The 24,428-nt window shown below is 64.1% G+C and carries 22 protein-coding genes; 7 read left to right on the top strand and 15 right to left on the bottom strand.

Annotated elements, in window-relative coordinates; genetic code table 11:
- Nucleotides 1–26: 26 nt before the first annotated feature.
- On the top strand, nt 27–677 hold the full coding sequence (locus tag DMY87_RS02790; RefSeq protein WP_110789746.1) for a PRC-barrel domain-containing protein: 651 nt from the start codon (nt 27–29) through the stop codon (nt 675–677).
- Nucleotides 678–745: 68 nt separating this feature from the next.
- Here DMY87_RS02790 and DMY87_RS02795 read toward each other — a convergent pair whose 3' ends face one another.
- Both DMY87_RS02795 and DMY87_RS02800 read right to left on the bottom strand, forming a co-directional pair.
- Nucleotides 746–2,788 (bottom strand): NADH:flavin oxidoreductase, encoded by a 2,043-nt coding sequence (locus tag DMY87_RS02795; protein WP_110789747.1) that lies wholly within the window; start codon nt 2,786–2,788, stop codon nt 746–748.
- Nucleotides 2,789–2,805: 17 nt separating this feature from the next.
- The gene (locus tag DMY87_RS02800) at nt 2,806–4,347 is read right to left on the bottom strand and encodes a trimethylamine methyltransferase family protein (protein ID WP_110789748.1); all 1,542 of its coding nucleotides are present in this window, start codon (nt 4,345–4,347) and stop codon (nt 2,806–2,808) included.
- Nucleotides 4,348–4,435: 88 nt separating this feature from the next.
- Here DMY87_RS02800 and DMY87_RS02805 point away from each other — a divergent pair, with 88 nt between their 5' ends.
- On the top strand, nt 4,436–5,338 hold the full coding sequence (locus DMY87_RS02805) for a LysR substrate-binding domain-containing protein (protein ID WP_110789749.1): 903 nt from the start codon (nt 4,436–4,438) through the stop codon (nt 5,336–5,338).
- Nucleotides 5,339–5,350: 12 nt separating this feature from the next.
- Here DMY87_RS02805 and DMY87_RS02810 read toward each other — a convergent pair whose 3' ends face one another.
- Together DMY87_RS02810 and DMY87_RS02815 are read right to left on the bottom strand one after the other, a co-directional pair.
- Nucleotides 5,351–6,712: a putative bifunctional diguanylate cyclase/phosphodiesterase gene (locus tag DMY87_RS02810; protein ID WP_110789750.1), complete on the bottom strand. Its 1,362-nt coding sequence runs from the start codon at nt 6,710–6,712 to the stop codon at nt 5,351–5,353.
- A gap of 105 nt (nt 6,713–6,817) precedes the next feature.
- Nucleotides 6,818–8,524 carry a response regulator gene (locus DMY87_RS02815; RefSeq protein WP_205908133.1) on the bottom strand — a complete coding sequence of 569 codons (1,707 nt, stop codon included), beginning with the start codon at nt 8,522–8,524 and terminating at the stop codon, nt 6,818–6,820.
- 278 nt (nt 8,525–8,802) lie between these two features.
- Here DMY87_RS02815 and mutL point away from each other — a divergent pair, with 278 nt between their 5' ends.
- Both mutL and DMY87_RS02825 read left to right on the top strand, forming a co-directional pair.
- Nucleotides 8,803–10,662: a DNA mismatch repair endonuclease MutL gene (gene mutL, locus DMY87_RS02820; protein WP_110789751.1), complete on the top strand. Its 1,860-nt coding sequence runs from the start codon at nt 8,803–8,805 to the stop codon at nt 10,660–10,662.
- An 85-nt stretch (nt 10,663–10,747) separates the two neighbouring features.
- Nucleotides 10,748–10,978, top strand: a complete 231-nt coding sequence (locus tag DMY87_RS02825; RefSeq protein WP_110789752.1) for a DUF2093 domain-containing protein — start codon at nt 10,748–10,750, stop codon at nt 10,976–10,978.
- Here DMY87_RS02825 and lpxK read toward each other — a convergent pair.
- The 6 genes from lpxK to DMY87_RS02855 all read right to left on the bottom strand — a co-directional run bounded on the left by lpxK (nt 10,975) and on the right by DMY87_RS02855 (nt 16,803).
- The gene (gene lpxK / locus DMY87_RS02830; protein WP_110789753.1) at nt 10,975–12,015 is read right to left on the bottom strand and encodes a tetraacyldisaccharide 4'-kinase; all 1,041 of its coding nucleotides are present in this window, start codon (nt 12,013–12,015) and stop codon (nt 10,975–10,977) included. The genes DMY87_RS02825 and lpxK overlap by 4 nt on opposite strands.
- Nucleotides 12,016–12,126: 111 nt before the next feature.
- A complete protein-coding gene (locus DMY87_RS02835; RefSeq protein ID WP_110789754.1) occupies nt 12,127–12,834 on the bottom strand; it encodes an HAD family hydrolase in 708 nt (235 codons plus the stop codon).
- A 34-nt stretch (nt 12,835–12,868) separates the two neighbouring features.
- Nucleotides 12,869–14,188 carry a lipid IV(A) 3-deoxy-D-manno-octulosonic acid transferase gene (waaA, locus tag DMY87_RS02840; protein WP_165826153.1) on the bottom strand — a complete coding sequence of 440 codons (1,320 nt, stop codon included), beginning with the start codon at nt 14,186–14,188 and terminating at the stop codon, nt 12,869–12,871.
- Nucleotides 14,189–14,348: 160 nt separating this feature from the next.
- A complete protein-coding gene (locus DMY87_RS02845; RefSeq protein WP_110789756.1) occupies nt 14,349–14,585 on the bottom strand; it encodes a DUF4170 domain-containing protein in 237 nt (78 codons plus the stop codon).
- Nucleotides 14,586–14,648: 63 nt separating this feature from the next.
- On the bottom strand, nt 14,649–15,470 hold the full coding sequence (locus DMY87_RS02850) for a 3'(2'),5'-bisphosphate nucleotidase CysQ (protein ID WP_110789757.1): 822 nt from the start codon (nt 15,468–15,470) through the stop codon (nt 14,649–14,651).
- The gene (locus DMY87_RS02855; protein ID WP_110789758.1) at nt 15,457–16,803 is read right to left on the bottom strand and encodes a TldD/PmbA family protein; all 1,347 of its coding nucleotides are present in this window, start codon (nt 16,801–16,803) and stop codon (nt 15,457–15,459) included. The genes DMY87_RS02850 and DMY87_RS02855 overlap by 14 nt, the downstream gene beginning before the upstream one ends.
- A gap of 139 nt (nt 16,804–16,942) precedes the next feature.
- Here DMY87_RS02855 and DMY87_RS02860 point away from each other — a divergent pair, with 139 nt between their 5' ends.
- Nucleotides 16,943–18,751 carry a monovalent cation:proton antiporter-2 (CPA2) family protein gene (locus DMY87_RS02860; RefSeq protein ID WP_110789759.1) on the top strand — a complete coding sequence of 603 codons (1,809 nt, stop codon included), beginning with the start codon at nt 16,943–16,945 and terminating at the stop codon, nt 18,749–18,751.
- Nucleotides 18,752–18,755: 4 nt separating this feature from the next.
- On the opposite strand, the gene DMY87_RS02865 is transcribed toward DMY87_RS02860, so the two are convergent.
- The 3 genes from DMY87_RS02865 to DMY87_RS02875 are packed head-to-tail and all read right to left on the bottom strand — an operon-like array spanning nt 18,756 to nt 22,174.
- On the bottom strand, nt 18,756–19,631 hold the full coding sequence (locus tag DMY87_RS02865; RefSeq protein ID WP_110789760.1) for a patatin-like phospholipase family protein: 876 nt from the start codon (nt 19,629–19,631) through the stop codon (nt 18,756–18,758).
- 26 nt (nt 19,632–19,657) lie between these two features.
- On the bottom strand, nt 19,658–20,218 hold the full coding sequence (gene rsmD / locus DMY87_RS02870) for a 16S rRNA (guanine(966)-N(2))-methyltransferase RsmD (protein WP_110789761.1): 561 nt from the start codon (nt 20,216–20,218) through the stop codon (nt 19,658–19,660).
- Nucleotides 20,219–20,224: 6 nt separating this feature from the next.
- Complete coding sequence (locus DMY87_RS02875; RefSeq protein WP_110789762.1) at nt 20,225–22,174, bottom strand: pseudouridine synthase; 1,950 nt, start codon at nt 22,172–22,174, stop codon at nt 20,225–20,227.
- A 69-nt stretch (nt 22,175–22,243) separates the two neighbouring features.
- Between DMY87_RS02875 and DMY87_RS02880 the strand changes: the two genes are divergently transcribed.
- A complete protein-coding gene (locus DMY87_RS02880) occupies nt 22,244–22,699 on the top strand; it encodes a nucleoside deaminase (RefSeq protein ID WP_110789763.1) in 456 nt (151 codons plus the stop codon).
- The gene (locus tag DMY87_RS02885; RefSeq protein WP_110789764.1) at nt 22,696–23,016 is read left to right on the top strand and encodes a hypothetical protein; all 321 of its coding nucleotides are present in this window, start codon (nt 22,696–22,698) and stop codon (nt 23,014–23,016) included. The genes DMY87_RS02880 and DMY87_RS02885 overlap by 4 nt, the downstream gene beginning before the upstream one ends.
- A gap of 28 nt (nt 23,017–23,044) precedes the next feature.
- Here the strand turns inward: DMY87_RS02885 and DMY87_RS02890 are convergent, their stop codons facing one another.
- Nucleotides 23,045–23,836 (bottom strand): GGDEF domain-containing protein, encoded by a 792-nt coding sequence (locus tag DMY87_RS02890; protein ID WP_110789765.1) that lies wholly within the window; start codon nt 23,834–23,836, stop codon nt 23,045–23,047.
- Nucleotides 23,837–23,887: 51 nt separating this feature from the next.
- Nucleotides 23,888–24,370, bottom strand: coding sequence for a GNAT family N-acetyltransferase (locus tag DMY87_RS02895; RefSeq protein ID WP_110789766.1), 483 nt, complete (start codon nt 24,368–24,370; stop codon nt 23,888–23,890).
- Nucleotides 24,371–24,428: the final 58 nt, after the last annotated feature.

Here is a 24,428-nt window from a genome sequence, read left to right on the forward strand (position 1 = left end):
TTATCTCAGAGGAAAGGTAGCCCACCATGAAAAAGACCCTTACCACGATCGCCGCCGCCATGCTGCTCGGCTCCACCGCCATGGCACCGGTCGCTTTCGCCCAGGACGCCACGGGCACGACCACGACCACTCCTCCAGCCGCCACCGAAATGGCACCGGCAACACCTGACGCCACTGGCGGCGCTGCCACCACCATGGCGCCGAACACGACTGCGGACGCCGCCGGCTCTGCCACCTACCTGACGGAGCAGGCTGAAAACCAGATTTCGGTCAACGACTTCATGGGTCAGGCGATCTACACCGCCGACAACCAGTCGATCGGCAATATCAACGACCTGCTGGTGCAGAATGATGGCGGCGTTGTCGCTGCAGTCGTCGGCGTCGGTGGCTTCCTCGGGATCGGCGAAAAGAATGTCGCAATCCCGTTCGACAAGATCACCATCACCCGCGAAACCGCGACCGGCGACGCAGCTGATGCGGCTGCCGATGGCGACACCAAGGCGGAAGTCGTTGCCGAAGCCGAAGTGCGCCTGACGACGACCGAGACGGCTGACAGCCTGAAGAACGCGCCTGAGTTCAAGACCCTGGATGATCAGGCTGCCGACGCAAGCAGCACCACCGGCACGGGCATGACGACGACCGACGGCACCACCACCTCGTCGACGGACAACAACTAATCCCGGAACGAGCTTCGTGCTCTAGGTCCTGATGGGCGGCGCTTCGGCGCCGCCTTTTCATGTTTGGGCTACAGCAGGCTGCAATAGCGCAGCGCATCATAGATCGCGGCGTGGATGTTTCGGCTCTCGATCGCATCGCCGATGCGCAGCAGATCGAAGCCTGCCGTCTCGTCCTTGAGCGGCAGCGGTTCCTGACGCGCAATGAGGGCGGTGTAATCGACGGCCCCTCGATTGCGGGAGAGCGGCTTCAGTTCCAGATAGAGATCGGCATTGGCCATGGTGCCATGTTCGACCACCACCTGGGCGACCCGCCGTTCGACCTTCACATCGGAGAAATCGGAGCCGAGCGTGGCAACGAGACCATTGCCCTCACGGCGAACGCCTGACAGCCTTGTGTTGATGGTGACGCGGACATTCTTCTCGGCAAAGGTTTTTGCATAGGGCACGTGGTTCATGCCGCCCATTTCCGGCGCGAAGAAACGTTCGGGCGAGACCACTTCCAGTTCGACGCCGGCATGGGCAATCACTTCCGCAGCGCTCATGCCCGGATGACCGCCATTGTCGTCGAAGAGGAGAACCGGGCCTTCCGGCTTCACGGCGCCCGCCAGGATGTCCCAACTCGATATCACCAGATCCTCGCCCTCTTCCAGTTCCGGCGATTGCGCGATGCCACCGGTTGCGATCACCACGAGATCCGGTTGATGGGCGAGAACCTCGTCAGCACCGGCATAGGTGTCGTAGTGAATCGTGACGCCGAGGCGGTCGAGTTCGGAGAGACGCCAGTCGACGATGCCGACCATTTCCTTTCGGCGCGGGTTGCGCGTCATCAGGTTGACCTGACCGCCGGCCTTGCCCGACGCCTCGAGAACCTCGACCCTGTGCCCCCGTTCGGCGAGCACCCGGGCGGCTTCGAGGCCGGCCGGGCCTGCCCCGACGACGACCGCCTTGCGGGACTTCGCCGCCTTCGGAAGTTGATGCGGGATCAGCGCCTCGCGGCTGGTCGCGGCATTGTGGATGCACAGCGCCTCGCCGCCTTCATAAATGCGATCAAGACAATAGGTTGCGCCGACGCAGGGGCGGATCTGATCCTCTCGGCCCTCAATGATCTTCCGCACGATATGCGGATCAGCGATATGGGCGCGGGTCATGCCGACCATGTCGAGCTTGCCTTCGGCGATCGCATGGCGGGCGGTCGCGACATCGGCGATGCGGGCGGCATGGAAGACAGGGAATTTGGTCGCCGCGCGCACGTCTCCGGCAAAATCGAGATGCGGCGAGGCAGCCATGCCCTGGATGGGGATGACGTTGTTGAGGGAGGCGTCGTGTTCGATATGGCCTCGGATAATGTTGAGGAAGTCGATCTTTCCGCCGCCGGCAAAACGTTTGGCGATCTCAACGCCTTCGTCGCGGGTCAAGCCCTTGTCCCAGTCCTCGTCAGCGACCATGCGGATGCCGACGATGAAATCCGGGCCGACTGACTGTCGGACGGCATCGATCACCATGTTGGAGAACCGCATGCGATTGTCGAGCGAGCCGCCGAACTCGTCGTCGCGGCGGTTGGTCGCCGGCGACCAGAAGCTGTCCATCAGGTGGCCATAGGCTTCGAACTCGATGCCATCGAGGCCGGCATCCTGCATGCGGGCGGCGGCGGTCGCGTAATCCGCAACGATGCGCTCGATATCCCAGTCCTCGATCTCCTTGGGGAAATGCCGGTGGGCCGGTTCGCGGATCGGGGATGGGGCGAGCACCGGCAACCAATCGCCCTTGTTCCAGTTGGTCCGGCGGCCGAGATGGGTGAGCTGGATCATCACGGCGCAGCCATGCTCGTGACAGTCGTCGGTCAACCGCTTCAGATGCGGGACGATCTCGTCCTTCCAGGCCAAGAGATTTCCGAAAGCGGGTGGGCTGTCGCGACTGACGCTGGCGGAACCGGCCGTCATGGTGAGCGCGATGCCGCCCTTGGCCTTCTCCACATGGTAAAGCCGGTAACGCTCGGTCGGCATGCCGGCTTCCGAATAGGCCGGTTCATGCGCCGTCGACATGATGCGGTTCTTCAAGGTGAGGTGCTTCAGCTGGAAGGGCTGGAGGAGCGGGTCCCGGCTTTCAGTCATGCGTCATTGCGTCCTATTCAGTACCAGGCATCCGGCTTGGCGCGCTTCGTGCGTTCCACATAATCAAGGAGCGCTTCGTCGGTGGCGATGTCCAAAGGCGGCGCTTCGTATTCGGCGAGCGTCTTTTTCCAGCGCGCATTGGCCCGCGTCGCCATGTCGGTCGAGCCGGCTTCCGACCATTTCTCGAAGGGTTCGTTGTCGGAGAGGGCCGAATCCCAGAAGGCGGTCTGGTAATTGCGCATGGTGTGGGCACAGCCGAGGAAATGGCTGCCGGGGCCGACCTCCTCGAAGGCATCCATGGCGAGCGTGTTGTCGTCGACCACGACGCCGGCGAGGTAGGAGTGGAGGGCACCGCAGAAGTCGGTGTCCATCACGAACTTCTCGTAGGACATGGCGAGCAATCCATCGACGAAGCCGGCCGAATGCAGGATGAAATTGGCGCCGCAATGCACGGCAGACAGCATCGACATGACGCCCTCCTGCATGGCCTGGGCATCCGGCAGCTTGGAATTGGAGAAGTTGCCGGCGCAGCGGAGCGGCAGTTTCAGGCGGCGGGCGAGCTGACCGATGACCATGGAGCCGATGGCGGGTTCCGGCGTGCCGAAGGTTGGCGAGCCGGAGCGGAGTGACATGGAGGAGAGGAAGTTGCCGAAGATCACGGGGGCGCCACGGCGCTCCAGCTGGGTCAACGCACAGCCGGCCATGGTTTCGGCGAGCGACTGGGCGATCGCACCGGCCGAGGTGACCGGGCCCATGGCGCCGCCCAGAATGAAGGGCACGATGACGGCGGCCTGGTTGGCGCGGGCATAGGCGCGCAAGGCCTTGGTCATGGTGCCATCCCAGACGAGCGGCGAGTTGACGTTGACATTGCCGAGGATGACGCAGTTTTGGTCGACGAAGTCGGCGCCGAAGAGGATGCGGGCCATCTCGATCGACTCTTCCGCGCGCTCCTCTGCCGTGACCGAACCCATGAAGGCGCGGTCGGAATATTTGATATGGCTGTAGACCATGTCGAGATGGCGCTTGTTGACGGGCACGTCGACCGGTTCACAGATCGTGCCGCCGGAATGATGCAGATAAGGCGAGGACTGGCCGAGCTTGATGAGGTTGCGGAAGTCCTCGATCGTGCCGTAGCGACGCCCCTTGTCGAGATCCATGACGAAGGGCGAGCCATAAGCCGGCGAGAAGACCACGGCACTGCCGCCGATCTCGACATTGTTCGCAGGATTGCGGGCGTGCTGGGTGAAGACCGGCGGGGCTGACGCCAGGATCTCGCGCAGCATGCCCTTGGGAAAGCGGACGCGCAGGCCGTCGATCTCGGCACCGGCCTTGCGCCAGAGCTCCAGCGCTGCCGGGTCATCGCGGAATTCGATGCCGATTTCGGCGAGGATGCGATCCGCCACGGCCTCGATCCGTTGCAGGTTCTCCTCGGACAGGATGTCGTAGGTTGGAATGTTTCGGCGGATGAAGGGGACCTTCAGGCCCGCCTGCGAACCGGCGCTGCGTCGCACCGGTCTGTTCTTTCTGCCACCCGTCTGTTCCGCTGTTACGCTGTCCATCGCCCTGCCCTCGCTTTTTTCGCAGGCTAGAGCAGCACAAGTTGCCTGTGACGCTGGAAAAATCCTCGTGATGCAATAAGCTGAACTTATGACACCCTATCGGCACCTGATCCCGTCGGCCAATGCGCTCATCGTCTTCGAGGCGGCCGGGCGGCACGAGAATTTTACCCGCGCTGCGGCTGAGCTCGGCATGTCGCAGGTCGCGGTCTCCTATGCCATTCGCGGGCTGGAGCAGCAGCTTGGGGTCGCGCTGTTCGAACGCCAGCATCGGGCGGCGCGGCTGACGGAGGTGGGCGAACGCTTTCACGCGGATGTTTCGGCCGGTCTCTCGCGCATTGGCCGGGCGGCGGAGGATATTCGCAGCAAGGGGCGGGAAGTGAATGTCACGCTCGCCGCCTCCACGGCCTTTGCCTCGATGTGGATGCTGCCGCGGCTGACGGCCTTGCGGGAAGACCTGCCGGATATCGACTTGCGCATCCAGACCAGTGTGCGGGATCTCGACCTCGAGGAAGAAGCCATTCCGCTCGGCGTGCGCGGTGGCAAGGCGGAAGACTGGCCACATTACCATTCCGCGCTCCTGGCGCCCGAGGTCATCACGGCGGTGGCAAGCCCGGCTTTCGTCGAGGCCCATGGCATGCCTGAAACACCCCAAGCGCTCACCCACCATCCGCTGATCTGGCTGGAAGAGCCGGTGCGCCAGGCCTGCAGTTGGCCCGAATGGTTCTCATCGGCCGGCATCGACTACAAGCCGGCCAGCCGGCGCCTCGCAATCAACGACTACGTGCTCGTCATCCAGGCGGTGCTGGCCGGCCAGGGGATCGCGCTTGGCTGGACGCATCTGGTGCGGCAGCTTGTCGCGCAGGGGCAATTGGTGGAGGTGGGCGGACACGCCCTTCGCACGGAGCTTGCCTTTCACGTCGTCTGGCCACGGTCGCGTGACCTCAGCGGTGCGGCGACGCGCGTGCGCAACTGGCTGCTCGATCACGCGTGATAGGACAGGGGCTTACGCCGAGATGCGATCCACGAGGGCGAATTCGTGGTGGTGTTCGGCGAGATAACGCAGGGTCGCGGCGGCATCGGCGGGGCGGCCGAAGTGATACCCCTGCCCCATGCCGCAGCCGAGATCACGCAGCTTCTGCGCCTCGGCTTCCGTCTCGATGCCTTCGGCGACAACTTCCAGATCCAGCCCCTCGCACATCGTGATGATGGCCTTGATGATGTGTTCGGAGGTGCGGTCGGTGGTGATGGCGGAGACGAAGGCGCGGTCGATCTTCACCTTGTCGAAGGTGAAGTCACGCAGGCGCCCCAGACTCGACTGACCCGTGCCGAAATCGTCGAGCGAGATGCGGATGCCGGCGTCCTTCAGGTCCTTGATGATGCGGCGCGCGGTATCGGCCGACGTCATCACGGCGGTTTCGGTGATCTCCATCTCCAGCCGGCGCGGGTCGAAGCCGACGCTATTCAGGATCGACAGCGTGTTGTGCGAGGTGCGCAGATCCATCAGCTGGACGGACGAAAGATTGAACGAGAGGAAGAGGTCGCGCGGCCAGGCGAGCGTTGCTTCGGCAGCCTTGCGCAGCAGGGTCTCCGACAGCGTGTCGATGAAGCCACGCTCTTCAGCGAGCGGCACGAAGACGGCGGGCGAGACGAAGCCGAGATCGGGATCGATCCAGCGGGCGAGCGCTTCGAAACCGACGACGCGGTTGTCGCGCAGGCGCACGATCGGCTGGAAATGCACGTCGACCGTGTCGTTGATGATGGCGTTGCGCAGGGCCTGCTCAAGCTGCGTCGCGCGCTTCATCTCCTGGGCGATCTCGCGCGAATAGACGGTGATCTGGCCGCGGCCACGACGCTTGGACCGGTAGAGTGCGGTCTCCGCACTCTTCATCAGCTCTTCGAATTCCTCGCCGGCGAAGGGATAGACCGCAAAGCCCAGCGACGCCGAGAGGCGCACGTTGCGGTCACCGAGATCGTAAGGGGCCGAGAGCACGTCCTTGATCAACTGGCCGGCGCGTTCGGCCCCTGTGCGCTCGAAGACCAACGGCAGGACAATGGCAAACTCGTCTCCGTCGTGGCGGGTGACGGTGGCGCCATCGGGCACGCAGGCCTTGAGGCGATGGGCGACCTGGCAGAGGATTTCGTCGCCGGAGGCCTGGCCGAAGAGATCATTGATCGGCTTGAAGCCGTCGAGGTTGACGATGCCGACAGTGAAGGGGGCAGGATCGGAGGCGCGATCGGCAGCGAGTTGGCGGATCTTGTCTGCAAGGCGGTTGCGGTTGCCCAATCCGGTCAGATGATCGGTGTAGGCCAAGCGCTGAAGCTCTTTCTGGTTGTGCTGCTCAAGGGCAGTGCCAGCGGGACCCATTCATTCTTCCTGCTACGGTTCCTTCCACAGCCGGGATAATGGATCCAAAGCATTAATATAATAATAGCAACGGGCACTTGCGGGAGGGCGGCCGCCTGGCGCAAGTCAGCCGGTCGTCGCGCGAGCCACCTGCGGGACGAGGCGCATCAGAGCCTGTTCGACGACATCGGGGCTCAGTGGCTTCAAAATGACGTCATTCATCCCGGAGGCATAACAAGCCTCCCGATCGCGGTCGAAGGCCTGGGCGAGCACGCCGATGATCGGAGTTCCCTCCGCCTGGTCACCGGCGGCTTCGCGAATGCGCCGGGCCGCCTCGAAGCCGTTGATACCGGGAAGCGTCACGTCCATCAGGATGACAGCCGGATTGAGTTCGGCCCAGAGCCTCACGACCTCCTCGCCGTGGTCGCAGATCTGATAGGAATAGCCGAGACCTTCGAGTATCTGCGAAAAGACGATCTGGTTGATCTCGTTGTCCTCGGCCACGAGGACCAGTGAGGATAGGGGCTGTGGAGCCGGCGAATGCGGTTCCGGCACCTCCGGCGCAGCCAGGTCATGATCAGTGCTGATTTCCCAGTCATCGACCGGTTCCGGCCGTCTCCTCAGGTCTGCCAAACGCTCGAGCACGATGAAGGCGAGTTCAGCGGCGACGTCGTTTTCGGCGATGCTGGCATAGTCGACTTCGGCCGCCTGGAGGACTTGCAGACATCTCGGATCGGCATGGGTGTCGACGATCGCGAGGTCGATTGTGACGCGGACGGAACGGGCGGCATCGAGAAAGGCCTGCAGTTCGTCCTCGCCGCGCACACAGCAGCTGTCGAGGCCGAGAAGTTCGAGAATGTCGAGGGCGGCGGCCTCGAACCGCCGATCGCCCGAGACGATGAGCGCCTTGCGGCCCGCGAGGCTGCGGTCGGGTCGGATCGGCCTTGCAGACGGTGCAGGCGGAGATGGTTCGGCAGCGGACGGGATGGCAACGACGGGAACCGTGCCGATAGCCCCCACTTCCCCGAGGCTTGCCACGACGAAGTAACGGCCCGGCTTGCCGACGCGCTGGACGTGGACGAGGATCGGACGCGGCGGGTCGCCGTAGAGACGCATGGACTGGGTAATCGACGCCGTCAGTCCGCTCTCCAGGACGTCGCGCGAGACGGCTTGAAGCCTCGCCGCGAGCTCGGCATCGAAAACGCGACGAAGGTCGGCACCGAGCGCATTGTCGGCCCCGATCGACAGCGCCGAGCAGAAGACCTTGTTGACCGCGACCAGTTGCAGATTGCGGTCCTGGACGAACACCGGGTGGCCGAGGTTGTCGAGGATCTCCTCGGTGATCTGCACGCGTTCAACATCGGCGCGCCACTGCTCCTCGCGACGCTTCTGCTCGCTGATGTCGGTCATGATGCAGAAGCCGTAACCGGACGGGAGGCGGCGCTTGGAAAAGCGCGTCCAGCGTTTGCCGTCCTCGCTGACCTGGGCCTCGTAGCGCTCTTTCCAGTTGGTGGCGATCTGGCGCGTCAGCCATTCGTCACGGCTGAGTGCCGAATCGGGTTCGCCAGCGCGCAGGCCGAGATCATAAGCCGCACCCAGGAGATGACGCAGGCGATTGCCCCGGTGGAAATGTTCTGAGGGCAGCGGCAGGAAGGTGGTGACCGATCGGCTGGCAAAAATCAGCTCGTCATTGCGGTCGTAGATCAGGAAAGCTGCCTGGAAGGCATCGGACACCGCATCCATCAGCGCAAGGTCGAGCGAGGCCTCGGGCAATGGCGCATCCGGACCCTGGTGTCCCTTTCTGTCGCCGGGGGCCGGTGGATACTCGCTCACACTGCTGCCTCTAAGACCATTGCCGCTGATGCGACAAGCCTGAATTCCTGCTGAAGATAGGCGCTAAACATGCCGATCGTGCTTGATGTGGCAAGGAGTGTGGCAAAGGACACACCGGCTGTGTCCTTCTTCCTCTGGTCCGCGGACCCGCCGAGAAACATCTCAAGTCATTGGTCAAACTAGAATCATTCCGTTAAAACCGGCTTAATGATGGGGGCAGTCAGCACGGACGGCGATTTGGCCTTTCCCGCAGGCGGCGAATCCCGGAAAATGGCTCCATGATCATCAAGCAGCTTTCAGAGACCCTGATCAACCAGATCGCCGCCGGCGAGGTCATTGAACGACCGGCCAGTGCCGCCAAGGAATTGATCGAAAACGCGATCGACGCAGGCGCGACGCGCATCGAGGTGGCAACGGCCGGCGGTGGCAAAACGCTGCTGCGCGTCATCGACAACGGGTCGGGCATGGGGCCGGACGACCTGTCGCTCGCCATCCGCCGTCATTGCACCTCGAAGCTCAGCGATACGCTGTTCGATATCCGCTCGCTCGGCTTTCGCGGCGAAGCGCTGCCCTCGATCGGTTCAGTCGCCAAACTCACCATCACCAGCCGGCCGCAGGGGGCCGGCAGCGGGGCCGAAATCACCGTCACCGGCGGCAAGGTCGGTGATGTCCGACCCGCAGCAGCCAATCCGGGCACGACCGTCGAAGTGCGCGACCTGTTCTTTGCGACGCCGGCACGTCTGAAATTCATGAAGACGGAAAAGGCGGAGGCCGGGGCGATTACCGAGATCGTCAAGCGCATGGCAATCGCGTTTCCAGCGATCCGCTTCGTGCTTTCGGGCACCGATCGCTCGCTCCTGGAGTTTCCGGCGACCGGCGACGACCATCTGGCGCGCATTGCCCAGGTGCTGGGCGCCGACTTCAAGGACAATGCGATCGAACTCGATGCCGAGCGCGAGGATGTGCGGTTGACCGGCTTTGCCGGGGTGCCGACCTTCAACCGGGGGAATTCCGCGCATCAATATGCCTTCGTCAACGGTCGCCCGGTGCAGGACAAGCAGATCCTGTCTGCCATCCGTGGCGCCTATGCCGAGACCATTCCGCAGGGGCGCTATCCCGTAGCGGTCCTGTCGCTGGCACTCGATCCGGCTTTGGTCGACGTCAACGTACATCCGGCGAAGTCCGACGTGCGGTTCCGCGATCCCGGCCTGGTGCGCGGGCTGATCGTGGGCGCGATCCGGCAATCGCTGCAAAGAGAGGGCGACCGGGCATCGACGACGGGAGCCGGAGGCATGCTCCGCGCGTTTCGCCCCGGTTTCAGCCCGCAACCGGCACAAGGCTGGTCGGCGGACGCCTCGCCCAGCCGGCCGCTGCATGGCGGATCCTCCGGTTTTGGCGGCGGGTTCGGCGGTGGTGTCGGCTCAGGCGCGGCTGCGGCCTCGGTCGCACGCGGATTTGGCGAAGTGGCTCAGGCCGCTTTCGACAGCCTCTCCGTTCCGACAGCCCGCAGCGAGCCCGTTGCCGCGCAGCCGGCCGGTCAGGTGGAGGCGATCGCCAGCTATCCGCTGGGCGCTGCGCGCGCGCAGGTGCATGCGAACTACATTGTGGCCCAGACGTCCGACGGTCTCGTCATTGTCGACCAGCACGCCGCGCATGAGCGGTTGGTGTTCGAACAGATGCGCAAGGCGCTGACAGGTCGGCGGCTGCCGTCGCAGGGTCTGCTGATCCCCGAAATCGTCGACCTGCCGGAAGAGGATTGCGACCGGCTGATGACCCATGCGAAGGGCCTGGAGCAGTTGGGGTTCGCCATCGAGCGCTTTGGCCCCGGTGCGATTGCCGTGCGCGAGACGCCCGCCATGCTGGGTGAAATGGACACGGCCGGCCTGGTCCGCGATCTCGCCGACGAAATCGCGGAATGGGACACGGCCGACCGGCTGAACGCCAAACTTGAACACGTCGCCGCGACCATGGCCTGCCACGGCTCGGTGCGCTCCGGTCGGCAGTTGCGGGTCGAGGAGATGAATGCCCTTCTGAGGCAAATGGAGCAGACACCGGGATCGGGCCAGTGCAATCACGGCCGGCCCACCTATGTCGAACTGAAGCTTTCGGATATAGAGCGCCTGTTCGGCCGGAGCTGATCGCAGGACGAAGCCAAAAGACCCTTTAAAAGGCACGGAGGTCGCTGTATTGCAGGTCCGTGACACGCGGCGCAGGAGAAGAGTGATGAACCGTTTTGAAGGCGGCGGCAACCGCGAGGCCAAGATCCGCTATCTCGATGCCGATTTCCAGATTCTCACTCCGGGCACTTTCGTGACCTGCGCAATCAGCGGCCGGCCCGTGCTGGTCGACGAGCTGCGCTATTGGAGTGTCGCCCGGCAGGAGGCCTATGCCGATGCTGCGGCTTCGCTCGAAGCCGAAAAGCGCGCGGGTGCCCTGCCCAACCAGAAACGCTAGCCCTCGATCGCCGCCACCAGCCTGCGGCGACGGCAATTGGCGATGGCAGCCTCGATGATCAGATCGGGCGCCTTGGGGTCGTCGAAGACCATGTTGACATCCACCACATGCGACAGTTCGGCGAGTTCGCCGCTGCGGCCGTGACCGCCTGCCAGGCGGACGTGATCCTTGGTCGTCGTGACCAGTTGCAAGCCCTGCCGCGCGGCTCGCTCGATCAAGTCGGCGATCTCGTCCTCGGCGAGATGATGGTGGTCGGGGAAACCCTGGCGATCGACAATGAGCGCGCCCATCTGTTCAATCGTCCTGTAGAACTTCGTCGGATCGGCGATGCCGGCATAGGCAAGCACCGACTTACCCTTCAAGGCATCCCGCTCTGCGGGCAGGACCTCGGCGACCATGACCGGCTTGCCGGACCGGGCGGCCTGGCGGACGAGACGATCGGCGGCGTCGCCCTTTCCAACCTTCAGGATCGCGTCGAGGTGGCTCATCTGGACGCCGATCGGCGCGCGCACCGGGCCTGACGGAACGACCCGGCCGTTGCCGATGCCCCGGATGCTGTCGATGACGATCAGCGCGTAATCGACCTTCAGACGGGCACTCTGGAAACCATCGTCCATGATGACGAGGTCGACGCCCTCGGCGACCAGCTTTTCGGCTCCGGGAATGCGACGCCGGGAAATGACGGTGACGGCTTCGCGGGCGAGCAAAAGCGGTTCATCGCCCACGGCGGTCGAGCGGTGATGATGGGGATCAACGACGGTGGTGACATCGAGTGACCCGCCGTAACCGCGGCTGAGGAAGCCCGGTTTCAGGCCCTTGGCCTTGGCGGCGCGCGCAATCGCGATGGCGGTCGGGGTCTTGCCGGCACCGCCGACAGTAAAATTACCGACGCAGATCACCGGCACGGGCAGCGCGTGACGGCGGCGGTGGCGCATCAGGGCAGCTGCGACCCGGCCATAGACGAAGGATACCGGAGCGAGGCAACGCGCCTGCCAGCCGATCGACGTCCACCAAAAGGGCGGTGCCTCTGAAACCATCCTCATCCCTGCCTTGGCCGCAGGCTGCTCGCCTGCGTCCTTATGCGCGCAACAAGAACCATCGCGGCAGGAAATGGTCAAGCACCTGCAATCCGAAAGGGTCTTTGAAGATCAGCCGAGAACGGTTTCGAGCTCAGTGATATCCGAAAGCACGGCATCGGCATGCCGGGTCAGCGTCTCGCGCGAACCGGTGCCGGAGAGCACGCCGACCTTGAGACCGGCGCCGGCATTGATGCCCATATGCAGATCGTGATTGTTGTCTCCGACGACGGCGACTTCCGCGGGGGCAAGACCGGTGGCCGCGCAGAAACCGAGCACCATGCCGGCCTGCGGCTTGCTGCCATGACCGCTGTCGTAGCCGGCAATAAAGTCGAGATAAGGCAGGATGCCGAAGCGTTCGGCGGCGATGCGGATCGAGCGCTCATTGTCGCTTGAGGCAATGCCGAGGCGCAGGCCTCGCCCGTGGAGGCGGGCAAACAGCGGCTCAAGGTCGGTGATCGGCACGGACAGCCTCGCGGCCTCGGCAAAACAATCGTCGATCCTCGGGACAAGCGTTTCGAGCGGCACGGCAGCCCCGGCGGCGATCATGCCCTCGGCGATCTCCTGCGTATTGCCTGATGCAAAGAGGCTGTCGGGCACGATGGCACCGGTAACGGGATCCATGCCACAGGCCAATAAAAGTCGGTCGGCAAGGTCCTGATCTTCGTCTGCGGCGATCAGGGCGACCTTGCGGTTGACCGGCCCCCAGCTCGCATCAAAATCAAGCAGCGTGCCGTCCTTGTCGAACAGGATGCCGGCGATCTTGGCGTTGTCGTTCATGCTGCGTCCTCCGGCTTAATTTTTGCTCTGGCCGTCAGCTCTGGCTTGCGCCGCGCGGCTCGAGCTTGGCCTTGACCGAGAGCGGGCTGATATAGGGTTCAAGCCCCTTCAGCGTCGCGGTCAGAGCGCCCCGCATCTCCTGCACGCTCTCATGACCGGCGTCGATCATCTTCAGGCGTGCCACGTCGTTGTTGAGCAGGAAGTGAACCGCCTTGGCCAGCATTTCGGCATCGCGCACGATGCGGGCCGAACCCTTGCGGACGAGACGCTGGTAGCTCTCACGGAAATTGCTGACATGCGGGCCGGACAGGACGGCACAGCCAAGCAGCGCCGGCTCCAGCGGGTTCTGGCCACCGTCACCGGACAGCGAGCGGCCGACAAAAGCGACTTCAGTCAGGCGAAGATACAGGCCCATTTCGCCGATGGTATCGCCGAGGAAGACATCGGTTTCCGGCGTGATCGCATCGCCCCGGGTGCGGCGAGCAACAACCAGCCCCTTCTCCACCAGCATGGCCTCAATCTCGTCGCTGCGCTCGGGGTGGCGCGGCACAAGCACGGTGAGGAGGCCCGTATGGGCTTTCAGCGCTCGCTGCACCATGGCGGCGATCTTCTCCTCACCCTCGAAGGTGGAGATGGCGGCCCAGGTCTTGCGTCCGGCGATCTGGCGTCGGTAGAAATCCACAACCGATTCGTCACAGGGCGGCGCGTCGCTGTCGACCTTGATGTTGCCGGAGACGATCACCGGCCAGGCGCCGAGATCGCGAAACCGCTCGGCATCCACATCCGACTGGGCAATGACCAGCGCCAGTTTGCCGAACAGGGCTTCGGCGACCGACTTGTAACGCTGCCAGCGATCAAAGGAGCGATCGGACATGCGGGCATTGACGAGTATCTGGGGGATATGGCGGCGACGCAATTCCGAAAGTGTCGTCGGCCAGATCTCGGATTCGACACCGATGGCGGCGTCCGGCTGCCAGTAGTCGAGGAAGCGGCGCACGGCGGGGCGCACATCGAGCGGCACATATTGGTGGATGACCGTGTCACCGAGCCGGTTCTCGGCAACGGCGGCCGAGGTGACCGTTCCGGTGGTCAACAGCACGTGGATATCGCGGCGGCGGAGTTCCCGCATCAGCGGAATGACGGCGGTCGTTTCGCCAACGCTAGCGGCATGGATCCAGACGAGTGGCCCGAAGGGACGTTCCAGGCTCGCATGGCCCAGGCGCTCGGCACGACGGCTGCGATCTTCCTTGCCCTTGGCGGCCCGATAGGCGAGCAGCGGCGCGGTCAGCGGGTATGCGGCCGCGCCGAACCAACCATAGGATCTGACCGCGAACGATGCCAGGGCCTCGCTCAACGTCATCGGATCAACCTGCTCATCTTGATCGACAATACCATTTGGCCCTTTCCGGAGGCGGGCAACGCAATATCTGAGAGATGCAAGAAGACTGAGTTCAAAACGTGACCCTTGCGGATCCTCGGAGGCGGCGGCTGGGAGGGACCGCCGGGTGCCCGTCCTACTTTTCCGTCGGGTTCAGAAGCCGGTGCATATGAACAATGAAATATCGCATATGTGCATTGTCGACGGTCGCCTGAGCCTTGCCCTTCCAGGCAACGAGGGCGCTGGCGTAATCCGGGAAAATACCAACGATATCGAGAGCGTCCAGATCGCGGAACTGAACCTCTTCAAGGTTCGACAGTTCGCCGCCAAAAACCAGGTGGAGGAGCTGCTTGTTTTCGCTGGAATCCGTCATATTTACCGTCTTTTCCCGTTCGTCATCTGTCGGTCATTCATCTGCGCGATTTCGCCGGAAAGGTCAACTCCGGGAAAGTTGGGTAATATTCTTCAGCAATATCGGAAGAATACTGCCCGAGGCGGCGCACAGGACCGGATGCGTGACCTCGACGCGATTGTAGACGAGCGCCCTGCCCTCAAGATCGGTCAATGCACCACCGGCGCGCGACAGGATGAGATCGGCGGCGGCCAGATCCCAATCGTGCGCGTTCGGCTTGACCAATGTGCCGTCGATCCGGCCATCGGCGACAAGCGCCAGCCGGTAGGCGAGCGAGGGGATGTGGTCGACGCGGTCGACGCGCGGGCGGAGAGCCCTGTCGATGGCGGCCACCATATCCTGGGCCGAGGCGATCTTCAGCCGGCCCTCTGGCTCCGGCGTCGAAACGACAATCTCGACGCCGTTGCGCCGCGCGATGCCACCGGCAACGGCGGTGAACTCCTCCTCGAGAGCCGGTGCGACGAGCACGCCCGCAACGGGCGCGCCCTTGTGCACCACGGCGACGCTGACGCACCAGGTCTTCTTGCCGGCAAGGAAAGCGCGCGTGCCGTCGATGGGATCGACGACGAACAGCGTTTCTCGGGCGAGCCTGTCCGAATCATCGTCCGTCTCTTCCGAGAGCCAGCCATAGCCGGGTCGGGCCGCGAGCAGCATCTGTTCGAGCACGCGGTTGGCGGCGTAATCGGCGGCGCTGACGGGCGACATGCCTTCGTTCTTCCACCAGACTTCGGGCGACTGTCCGAAATGCGACAGCGCCACCTTGCCGGCCTCGCGGGCAGCTTGCGTGATCAGGGCGAGATCGGCAGTCCAGTCCACCGGCTGATCCCTGCCGTCAGAGCCCGGCAAGGGTCATGCCCTCAATGGCGAGTGTCGGAGAAGCGACGCCGAACTTGCGGTCGATGTCGTTCGCCAACGTGATCCGCATGAACATGTCCTTGAGATTGGACGCGATGGTGATCTCGGAGACCGGATAGGTCAGCTCGCCGTTCTCGATCCAGTAGCCACTCGCACCCCGACTGTATTCACCGGTGATCATGTCGACGCCCTGGCCGATCATGTCGGTGACGTAGAGGCCCGTGCCGACACCACGGATCAGGTCTTGTGGCGACACGTTGCCGGGTTCGAGCGCGAGATTGGTCGAGGATGGCGAGACGGCGGTGCCGCCACGCACGCCACGACCATTCGTCTTGAGGCCAAGTTCTCTCGCCACCGAGGAGGAGAGGAACCAGTGCTTCAACACGCCGTCCTCGATCATGGTCAGCGGCTGGCCGGCAATGCCTTCGCCGTCGAACGGCCGCGAGGAGGACCCGCGAACCTTCAACGGATCGTCAGTGATGTTGAGGCCTGATTTCAGAACCTGCTGTCCCATGCGGTCGCGCAGGAAGGAGGTCTTGCGGGCGACCGACGCGCCATTGATGGCGCCGGCGATCGTGCCGACGAAACCGCGCGCCACGCGCGGGTCGAAGACAACGGTGAGATTGGATGCCGTCGGGACCTGGCGCGGGTTCAGCCTGCGGATGGCGCGCTCTGCGGCGCGGCGCCCGATTTCTTCCGGGCTGTCGAGCTCGGCGAAATAGAGGCGGCTGTCGAAATCGTGGTCGCGCTCCATCTTCGTGCCTTCGCCGGCGATGACGCCGACGGAGCGGGAGAAACGCGAGCCGGCATAACTTCCGGAAAAGCCGTGCGAGGTGACCAGGACCAGGCCGCCCATGCCGGCAGAGGCGCCGGCGCCGAGCGAATTGCTGACGCCCGGCACAGACCGTGCGGCCTCTTCCATGGCAAGCGCGCTTTCGCGCAGGCTGTCGCTGGAAACCTCGGTCGGATCGTAGAGTTCGAGATCGGCGATATCACGGGCGAGATCGCTCTCGTCAGCGAGGCCGGCGAACGGATCTTCCGGCGAGACTTTGGCCATGGCGACGGCGCGTTCGGCCAGCGCCGTCAGGTCGAAGCCCGGATTGGCCGAGACACTCGCCACCTGGCGACCGAAGAAGACGCGCAGCGAAAAATCGTCGCTTTCGGAGGCTTCCGTCGACTCGACCTTGCCGAGACGGACGCTGACGCCCTTGGAGCGCGAGCGGACGACAACAGCATCCGCCTTCTCCGCGCCTGCCTTCAGGGCCAGTTGGACCAGTTGTTCGGCACGTTCGAGGAGATTGGCGGAATCAATTTCATGGGGCATGGCTTGGCCTTTCCTTCCCGCTCCATTTATTGTGCCTTAGAAAGGGCATCAAGTGCGGTTCGGGCTTTTCCCGTTCACGAGCCCGACATAGTTCCAGTCCCATTCTTGTCCCTGCATGGACGCCTGAGGAGATCGACACTTGGCCAGCGCCACCGAAGCCCTGTTTGCCCAACCCCTTCTCCTGCTGGGAGGCGCCGTCGTTGCCGCCCCGATCTTCCGCAAGCTGGGCCTTGGAACCGTTCTCGGTTATCTCGCCGCCGGCGTCGTCATCGGCCCGGTTCTGCATCTGATCGGCGGCTCGGGCGAGATCCTGGCGGTTGCGGAACTTGGCGTCGTTCTGCTTCTTTTCATTATCGGGCTTGAGCTGAAGCCGACACGGCTCTGGCACATGCGGCGCGACATTTTCGGCCTGGGTGCCACGCAGGTGGTCCTGACAGGCCTCGTGCTGACCGGGGTCGTGATTGCATCGGGCCTTCTCGACTGGCGCGGCGCGCTGGTCGCCGGGTTCGGCCTTGCCTTGTCGTCCACCGCCTTTGCTTTGCAGCTGCTGGAAGACTATGGCGACATGAACAGCCGTTACGGGCAGCGCTCCTTCTCCATCCTGCTGTTCCAGGACCTCGCCATCGTGCCGCTTCTGGCCATGGTCAGCGTTCTCGGCGGTCCAGGCGGCGAGGCACAGCAGTCGCCGCTGATCGAGATCGCCGTCGCGATCGGTGCCGTGATCGCCATGATCATGGCGGGGCGCTACCTGCTGACGCCGCTGTTCCAGGTGATCGCCCGGACGGGTGCGCGCGAGGTCATGATTGCAGCCGCCCTTTTCGTGGTGCTCGGCTCTGCCTTCGTCATGCAGCTTGCCGGCCTGTCAATGGCCATGGGCGCCTTCCTCGCTGGCGTGATGCTGGCTGAATCCTCCTATCGACACGAGCTGGAAGCCGATATCGAGCCGTTCCGCGGTTTGCTGCTCGCCTTGTTCTTCATCGCCGTCGGGCTGTCGATGGAACTGCAGGTCATCGTCGACAACATGCTGCTCATTCTCGTTGCGGTCCCCGTGCTGATGATCGCCAAGGCGATCACGCTCTACGGGATCTGCCGGGTTGCCGGGTCGCCGCATCGCGATGCGCTGAGGATCGGCCTTCTGCTACCGCAGGGCGGCGAATTCGGCTTCGTGCTTTTCACCACGGCTGCCGCCGGAGGCGTGCTCAGCAATGCTCAAGGCTCGCTGCTGATTTCCATCGTCACGCTGTCCATGGCTCTGACCCCGCTTTCGGCGCTGATCGGGCAGCGGCTTCTGGCGCGCGAAACGAGCGAGCGCGAGGAGCTGGAAGAGGATTTCGAGGGCGCCGGTTCGGACGTGCTGATGATCGGGTTTTCGCGTTTCGGCCAGATCGCGGCGCAGATCCTGCTCGCCAGCGGTCGCGATGTCACGATCATCGACGACAGCGCTGACCGCGTGCGCCAGGCCGCAGCCTTCGGCTTCCGCATCTATTTCGGTGACGGCACGCGGCTCGATGTCTTGAGGGCGGCCGGGATCGAGAAGGCGAAGATCGTGGCGATCTGCACGCACAAGAAGGAAACCACCTCGAAGATCGTCGAGCTGATCCAGTCGGAATGCCCGGAAATGCGGATCTATGCCCGCTCCTATGACCGTGTGCACAGCATCGAGTTGCGCAGCCGCGACGTTGAATACGAAGTGCGCGAAACGCTGGAATCGGGCCTGTTGTTCGGTCGCCGGACCCTGGAAGGGCTCGGCGTCTCCGAGGATGAAGCCTATGAGATCGGCGAGGACATCCGCCGTCGCGACGAGGAGCGGCTGAAACTGCAGGCGCAAGAAGGCATCCAGGCCGGGCGCGAACTCATGCATCAGCGGCCGGTCAAGCCGGAACCGCTGGTCAAGCCGAAGCGGCCCGTGCAGAGCGTCGAGGCCGAAGACACCGTAGCCGCGGAGTAACGCGTCAGCGGCGGATGAAATCCTCGATCCGCTCCGACAGATCCCGCTTCAGCGGTTCCTTCAGCCTGTCTGCGGCTTCAAGGATCTGGCGCGCCTTGAAGAAGTCGAGCACGCGAAAACCGTTCACGTCGGGCCGCAAATAGATGTCCGGCTGGCAGAGCTTCATCTTCAGCGCGACATGCGACTGCATCATCAATTGCGAGGCGCCAAAGAGGCTGTCGATCCGGTTGGGAATGTGTGCGCCGTCACCTTCCGGCGCGCCGATGACATCGATGGCGACCATCAGATCGGTCTCACCGGCGAGATGGTCGTAAGGAACGGGATTGAAGATGCCGCCGTCGATCATCAGGCGGCCATTGATGACGACAGGGGCAAACAGAGCGGGTATCGCGGCGGATGCCGCCAGCGCTTCATAGAGATCCCCGTCGGAGCAGACCAGTTCACACTGTCCGTAATAATCCGTGGCAACCACCTTGAGCGCCAGGCCGAGCGCATCGAAGGTTTCGGGGATCTGCGGCGGCAGAAAGGTGCGCAGGATGCGTCGCAGATTGAACTGGCCGATGCGAAAGCCGCCGAGCGCGCGGATGCTCGCGGGCCGCAGCCCCCAGAACATATTCAGCACGCGGGCCCTGTTGTCGGCGAGGTCGAGCACGTATTCGCGGATCTCACGGCCGCTCATGCCGGCCGCATAACCCGCCCCGATGATCGCGCCCATGGAGGAGCCCGCGATCAAGGCGGGGCGGATGCCCAGTTCATCGAAGACGTCGAGCACGGCGATATGGGAGAAACCCCGTGCACCCCCGGCGCCGAGCGCCAGACCAATGGTCGGGACCGCCTTGCGGCCAGTGGAGGGAATAGGCGTTTCGGCGATCTGGTCCATGCGACGGGCCTGCTGTGCAGAGAGTGTCAGTCCGGCCTATAGGAAAAGAAGTACATTTTCGTGTCACCGAAGGTGCGCTGTTCGATGAAGTTGAAAACCGGATCGACCGCGACCTGGACATCGGCCCGTTCCTCCAGGATCGCAAGCGCGCCTGGGGCCAGCCAACCACCCTGATGGGCCGCGAGAAGCGCCTTTTCGCCGAGGCCCTTGCCATACGGCGGATCGGCAAAGACGATTTCGAAGGGCTCGATATTGTTCGAGGGACCGAGATCAGTCGCGTCGCGTCTCAGGATGCGGGCGCGGCCATGCAGGCCGAGGGCCTCGATGTTTTCCCACAGAAGCCCACGACCCTCGACGCTGTTTTCGACGAACAGCGCCGATTTGCAGCCGCGCGACAAAGCCTCGATCCCGACGGCACCGGTGCCGGCGAAAAGATCGAGGATGCGCGTGCCATCGAGCAAGCCCGGATGGGCATGGGCAAGGATGTTGAAAAGGCTTTCGCGCGTCCGGTCGACAGTCGGCCGGATGTCATTGGATTTGGGCGTGGCCAGGTTACGGCCGCGAAACTCTCCGCCAACGATGCGCATGAGGCCTTACCTCTTGCCCTTCGGCGCGCCGCGACCGCCACCGCCGGGCTTGCCGCCGAAGCCGCCGGGACCACCGGAGCGCGGGCCGCCTGAAGGGCGACCGCCCGGCTTGCCACCGAAGCTCTTGCCAGCCGGCTTGCCGCCGGGCTTACCAAAGGACTTGCCAGCCGGCTTGTCACCAAAAGGCTTTCCGGCGGGTTTGTCGCCATAGGCCCGGCCGGCCGGCTTGTCGCCGAAGGCCTTGGGGCCGCGAGGCTTGTCACCGAAGGGCTTTGCACCACGCGGCTTGTCGCCGAACGGACGTTCGCCGCGCGGGCGCTCCTCGCCGGAGCGATCGGCGCGGGGGCGATCGCCGAAATCACGGCGGGGAGCCCGGTCTTCGCCTTCGCGACGCGGCGGACGGTCTGCATTGTCACGACGCGGGCCACGGTCGCCAGCTTCGCGGCGCGGACCACGGTCTGCACCTTCACGACGCGGTGCGCGGTCGTCACCGTCGCGACGGGGGGGACGGTCGCCGAAACCACCGCGCTTTTCGCCACGGCCACCATCGCGACCGCCGGGCTTCTTGTCCGGGCCGTCTGCGCGGATCCATTCGCCCTCGTCGTCATGCGCGCGGCTGACGATGACGCGCGGTCCTTCGCGATCGTCGAAGCGATCGACCGGGCGCTCCGGCCGGTTGTCGGGCTTGCGGCGGGCGGCAGCAGCGGCCGCCTTTTCGCCGAGCGGACGGGCACCCGGCGCCATCCAGACATTGGCGGTGCGGTTCTTGGTAGCGGCGGGCGCGCGCTTCGGCTTGTCGTCGAACTTGTTGTCGGCGAATTTCTTGTCGCCAAACTTCTTGTCGCCGAATTTCTTGTCCCCGAACTTCTTGCCGCTGTCGCTGCGGCTGGTGTCGAGACGTTCCAGCGCACGATCGCGGCGATCGTTCTTGTCGAGCTTGTCCGGGCGCTTGCCGCCCGTGGAGCGCTCGTCGCGGGCCCATTCGGCCTTTGCGGGGCGAGCCGGCTTCTTCGGCGTTGCGTCTTCGTCGTCCTCAATCTCGGCGCCACCATGGCTGTAGACCGGTGCGTCGAAATTGGCCTTGGCTTCTTCGATCAGACGGGGGCCGAGCTGGTCGCGCAGCATGCGACCGCGAACTTCCTGGACCTGGCCTTCCGGCAGGTCGCCGAGCTGGAACGGGCCATAGGAGACACGGATCAGGCGGTTGACCTCGAGACCGAGCGCGCCAAGCACGTTCTTGATCTCGCGGTTCTTGCCTTCGCGAAGCCCCATGGTGATCCAGACATTGTGGCCCTGCTTGCGGTCGAGCGTCGCATCGATCGCACCGTAGAGCACGCCGTCGACGGCAATGCCTTCCTTCAGCGCATCGAGCGCCGGCTGGTCGACCTCGCCATAGGCGCGCACGCGGTAGCGACGCAGCCAGCCGGTGGTCGGCAGTTCCAGAACGCGGGCGAGCCCACCGTCATTGGTGAGCAGCAGCAGGCCTTCGGTGTTGATGTCGAGACGGCCGATGGACATGACGCGCGGCAGGTCTTCCGGCAGGTTCTCGAATACGGTCGGGCGGCCTTCCGGATCGGAATTGGTCGTCACCAGGCCGGCAGGCTTGTGGTAGAGCCACAGACGCGTGCGCTCGATGCCACGGATCGGCTGGCCGTCAACCTCGATCTTGTCGGCGAGCGTGGCGTTCAGGACCGGGCTGTCGAGCACGGTGCCGTTCACGGCCACGCGGCCTTCCATGATCATGCGCTCGATGTCACGGCGCGAAGCGACGCCGGCGCGCGCCAGCAGCTTGGAAATGCGCTCGGGCTTCATCGTGTCGTCACCGGCCGGCGCCTCAGGGCGGGCGGCACGGGCGGGCTTGGTTTCGGATTTCGCGGCCGGCTTGCGGGTGAGCGGTTTGCCGCCGCGCTCAGCGGGCTTGCCCGCCGGACGCTTGGACTTGTCTTTGAATGTCATTTGTTGTTTGCCTGTGGTTTGGGCTGTCGTATCAGGTCATGCGGCCCGGGTTAAGCAGAAAGTTCAGGCATGGCGCAGACAAACGGCTTCATGGATGCCGCCTTTGCGGAGGCACTTGCCGCCGGCGAACGCGGCGAAGTGCCGATCGGTGCGGTCGTTGTGCGCGACGGCGAGATCATCGGGCGGGCCGGCAACGAGACGCGGGCGTTGAACGACGTGACGGCGCACGCGGAAATTCTGGCCATCCGACGCGCGGCACAGGCTGTCGGCGACGAGCGGCTGATCGAGGCCGATCTCTATGTGACGCTCGAGCCCTGCACGATGTGCGCGGCGGCCATTTCCTTTGCCCGCATCCGCCGGCTTTATTATGCAGCGCAGGACACAAAAGGCGGCGCAGTGGAAAGCGGCGTGCGCTTTTATGCCCAGCCGACCTGCCACCATGCGCCCGAGGTTTATTCCGGCATCCGGGAGACAGAGGCGGCCGAGATGCTCAAGGGCTTTTTCCAGACGAAGAGAGAGACATGATCCTGATTGCTCCGCTCCTGTCGCTGATCGCCATGGGGCTGATTGCGGCCTGGGGCCATCGCAACATCGCCCCTGAGCGCGCCTATCTGCCCTTGCAATGGTCGGCAGACGGGACGGTCAACCGACAGGCGCCCCGGCTGGTGGCGGTTTCGGGCATACCTGTCGTCATGGCGGTCGTGATGTGTCTCGTCGCCTATCTCTCGCGCAACAATCCGGGCGATCGGGATATGGCCCTGATCTGGATTTCGATCATCGGCCCAGGCATCGAGGCCTTCTATCTGGCGCTGCTCGCAAGAGCTGTCGAGACGGACGAGTGAGGTTGCAGCCAAGTTGGGGCGGCCTGGCTCAGCCGCTTCCTGCCACCGACGTGAACGCGACGCGGTTGCGCCCGGCATTTTTGGCTCGGTAGAGCCCGGCATCGGCGCTGCGATAGAGATCGGCGACGACGCACGGGGTTTCCGCGACGGCGAAACCGATGCTGACACTCAGGGGCACACGCCGTCCATCGTGGACAATGTTGACGCCTGAAACCGCATTGCGAATACGCTCGGCAATGGCAAGGGCCGCATTCTGACTTGCGTCCCGCATCAGAACCGCGAACTCCTCGCCACCGATGCGCCCGCAGACATCGTCCGGACCAATGCTTTCGCGCAGCGCCTGCGCAAGCCCGCGCAAGGCTTCGTCGCCTGCATCATGACCGAAGGTGTCGTTGATCTGCTTGAAGTGGTCGGCGTCGAGGACAAGAAGAGCAAGCCGTGTGCCCGGGGTCATGCAGGCTTCTTCAAGCGCCGCGAAGACAGCCTCGCGATTGAGCCCTCCTGTCAGGCTGTCGGTGCGGGCGCGAATGCTCAGGACCTGGTGCAAATCGTGCAGTTCGCGATGGGCGCGATCAAGCGCCCGGTGGGCGGCGGTGAGTTCGTCGCGCGCCCGCACGACACATTCCTTCTGATGGAACTGCCAGGCGCTCGCGGGGGCCGCGATGAGCAGCGGGCATAGCAGGCTCATCCAGAAGCCCGGACCATCCGGCGTGCCCCCGAGCATCGGCACCAGCAACAGCACGATCGACACCGACGCCAGAACGGAGAGCGCCGTGGCTATCGCCGATTTCCGGATGGTTGCACTGCTGATCCTGGCCATGCCAGCAGCCCTAGTTTGCGCGGGTTAACGTAACGTTAGTCTCGAACGAGACTATTCGGCGCGGGCAAAGTCTGCAAGAGCCTCACCGCTCATGCGATAGCGGATCCATTCGGTCTGGGGTTCGGCGCCGATTGCATCGTAGACACGAATGGCGGGCTCGTTCCAGTCGAGCACGCTCCATTCGAAACGACCGCAGCCCTTCTCGACGGCGACTTGGGCGAGGTGCTTCAGGAGCAGTTTGCCAGCGCCGGAGCCACGATGGTCGGGCGAGACATAGAGGTCTTCGAGGCAGAGACCGTTCTTCGCCTGCCAGGTGGAATAGTTGTAGAACCAGACGGCAAAGCCAGCCGGCTTGCCATCGGCCTCAAGGATCACCGCGTGGGTCACGGAGCCTTCGCCGAAGATCGAGGCACGGATCGTCTCCTCCGTCGCCTCCACCTCGTGACCTGCCTTTTCAAAAACGGCAAGCTCGGTGATGAAACCGAGGATGGTGGCGGCATCATCTGATGTTGCGGGGCGAATGGTGAAGGGCATCAAGAAACCTCAAAGAAAAAGGCAGGGCGTTTGCGCCCTGCCCCGATCGATTGCGTTG

Source organism: Peteryoungia wuzhouensis (genome assembly GCF_003205195.1).
GTDB classification, from domain to species: Bacteria; Pseudomonadota; Alphaproteobacteria; order Rhizobiales; family Rhizobiaceae; genus Allorhizobium; species Allorhizobium wuzhouense.

Coding starts and splice junctions, on each gene's coding strand:
- DMY87_RS02855 (WP_110789758.1), bottom strand. CDS start 16,803: ATGCCCCATGAAATTGATTCCGCCAATCTCCTCGAACGTGCCGAACAA.
- DMY87_RS02895 (WP_110789766.1), bottom strand. CDS start 24,370: ATGCCCTTCACCATTCGCCCCGCAACATCAGATGATGCCGCCACCATC.
- DMY87_RS02880 (WP_110789763.1), top strand. CDS start 22,244: ATGGCGCAGACAAACGGCTTCATGGATGCCGCCTTTGCGGAGGCACTT.
- DMY87_RS02865 (WP_110789760.1), bottom strand. CDS start 19,631: ATGGACCAGATCGCCGAAACGCCTATTCCCTCCACTGGCCGCAAGGCG.
- mutL (WP_110789751.1), top strand. CDS start 8,803: ATGATCATCAAGCAGCTTTCAGAGACCCTGATCAACCAGATCGCCGCC.
- DMY87_RS02835 (WP_110789754.1), bottom strand. CDS start 12,834: ATGAACGACAACGCCAAGATCGCCGGCATCCTGTTCGACAAGGACGGC.
- DMY87_RS02790 (WP_110789746.1), top strand. CDS start 27: ATGAAAAAGACCCTTACCACGATCGCCGCCGCCATGCTGCTCGGCTCC.
- rsmD (WP_110789761.1), bottom strand. CDS start 20,218: ATGCGCATCGTTGGCGGAGAGTTTCGCGGCCGTAACCTGGCCACGCCC.
- DMY87_RS02810 (WP_110789750.1), bottom strand. CDS start 6,712: ATGGGTCCCGCTGGCACTGCCCTTGAGCAGCACAACCAGAAAGAGCTT.
- DMY87_RS02805 (WP_110789749.1), top strand. CDS start 4,436: ATGACACCCTATCGGCACCTGATCCCGTCGGCCAATGCGCTCATCGTC.
- DMY87_RS02795 (WP_110789747.1), bottom strand. CDS start 2,788: ATGACTGAAAGCCGGGACCCGCTCCTCCAGCCCTTCCAGCTGAAGCAC.
- lpxK (WP_110789753.1), bottom strand. CDS start 12,015: ATGGTTTCAGAGGCACCGCCCTTTTGGTGGACGTCGATCGGCTGGCAG.
- DMY87_RS02825 (WP_110789752.1), top strand. CDS start 10,748: ATGAACCGTTTTGAAGGCGGCGGCAACCGCGAGGCCAAGATCCGCTAT.
- DMY87_RS02800 (WP_110789748.1), bottom strand. CDS start 4,347: ATGGACAGCGTAACAGCGGAACAGACGGGTGGCAGAAAGAACAGACCG.
- DMY87_RS02875 (WP_110789762.1), bottom strand. CDS start 22,174: ATGACATTCAAAGACAAGTCCAAGCGTCCGGCGGGCAAGCCCGCTGAG.
- DMY87_RS02845 (WP_110789756.1), bottom strand. CDS start 14,585: ATGACGGATTCCAGCGAAAACAAGCAGCTCCTCCACCTGGTTTTTGGC.
- DMY87_RS02885 (WP_110789764.1), top strand. CDS start 22,696: ATGATCCTGATTGCTCCGCTCCTGTCGCTGATCGCCATGGGGCTGATT.
- DMY87_RS02890 (WP_110789765.1), bottom strand. CDS start 23,836: ATGGCCAGGATCAGCAGTGCAACCATCCGGAAATCGGCGATAGCCACG.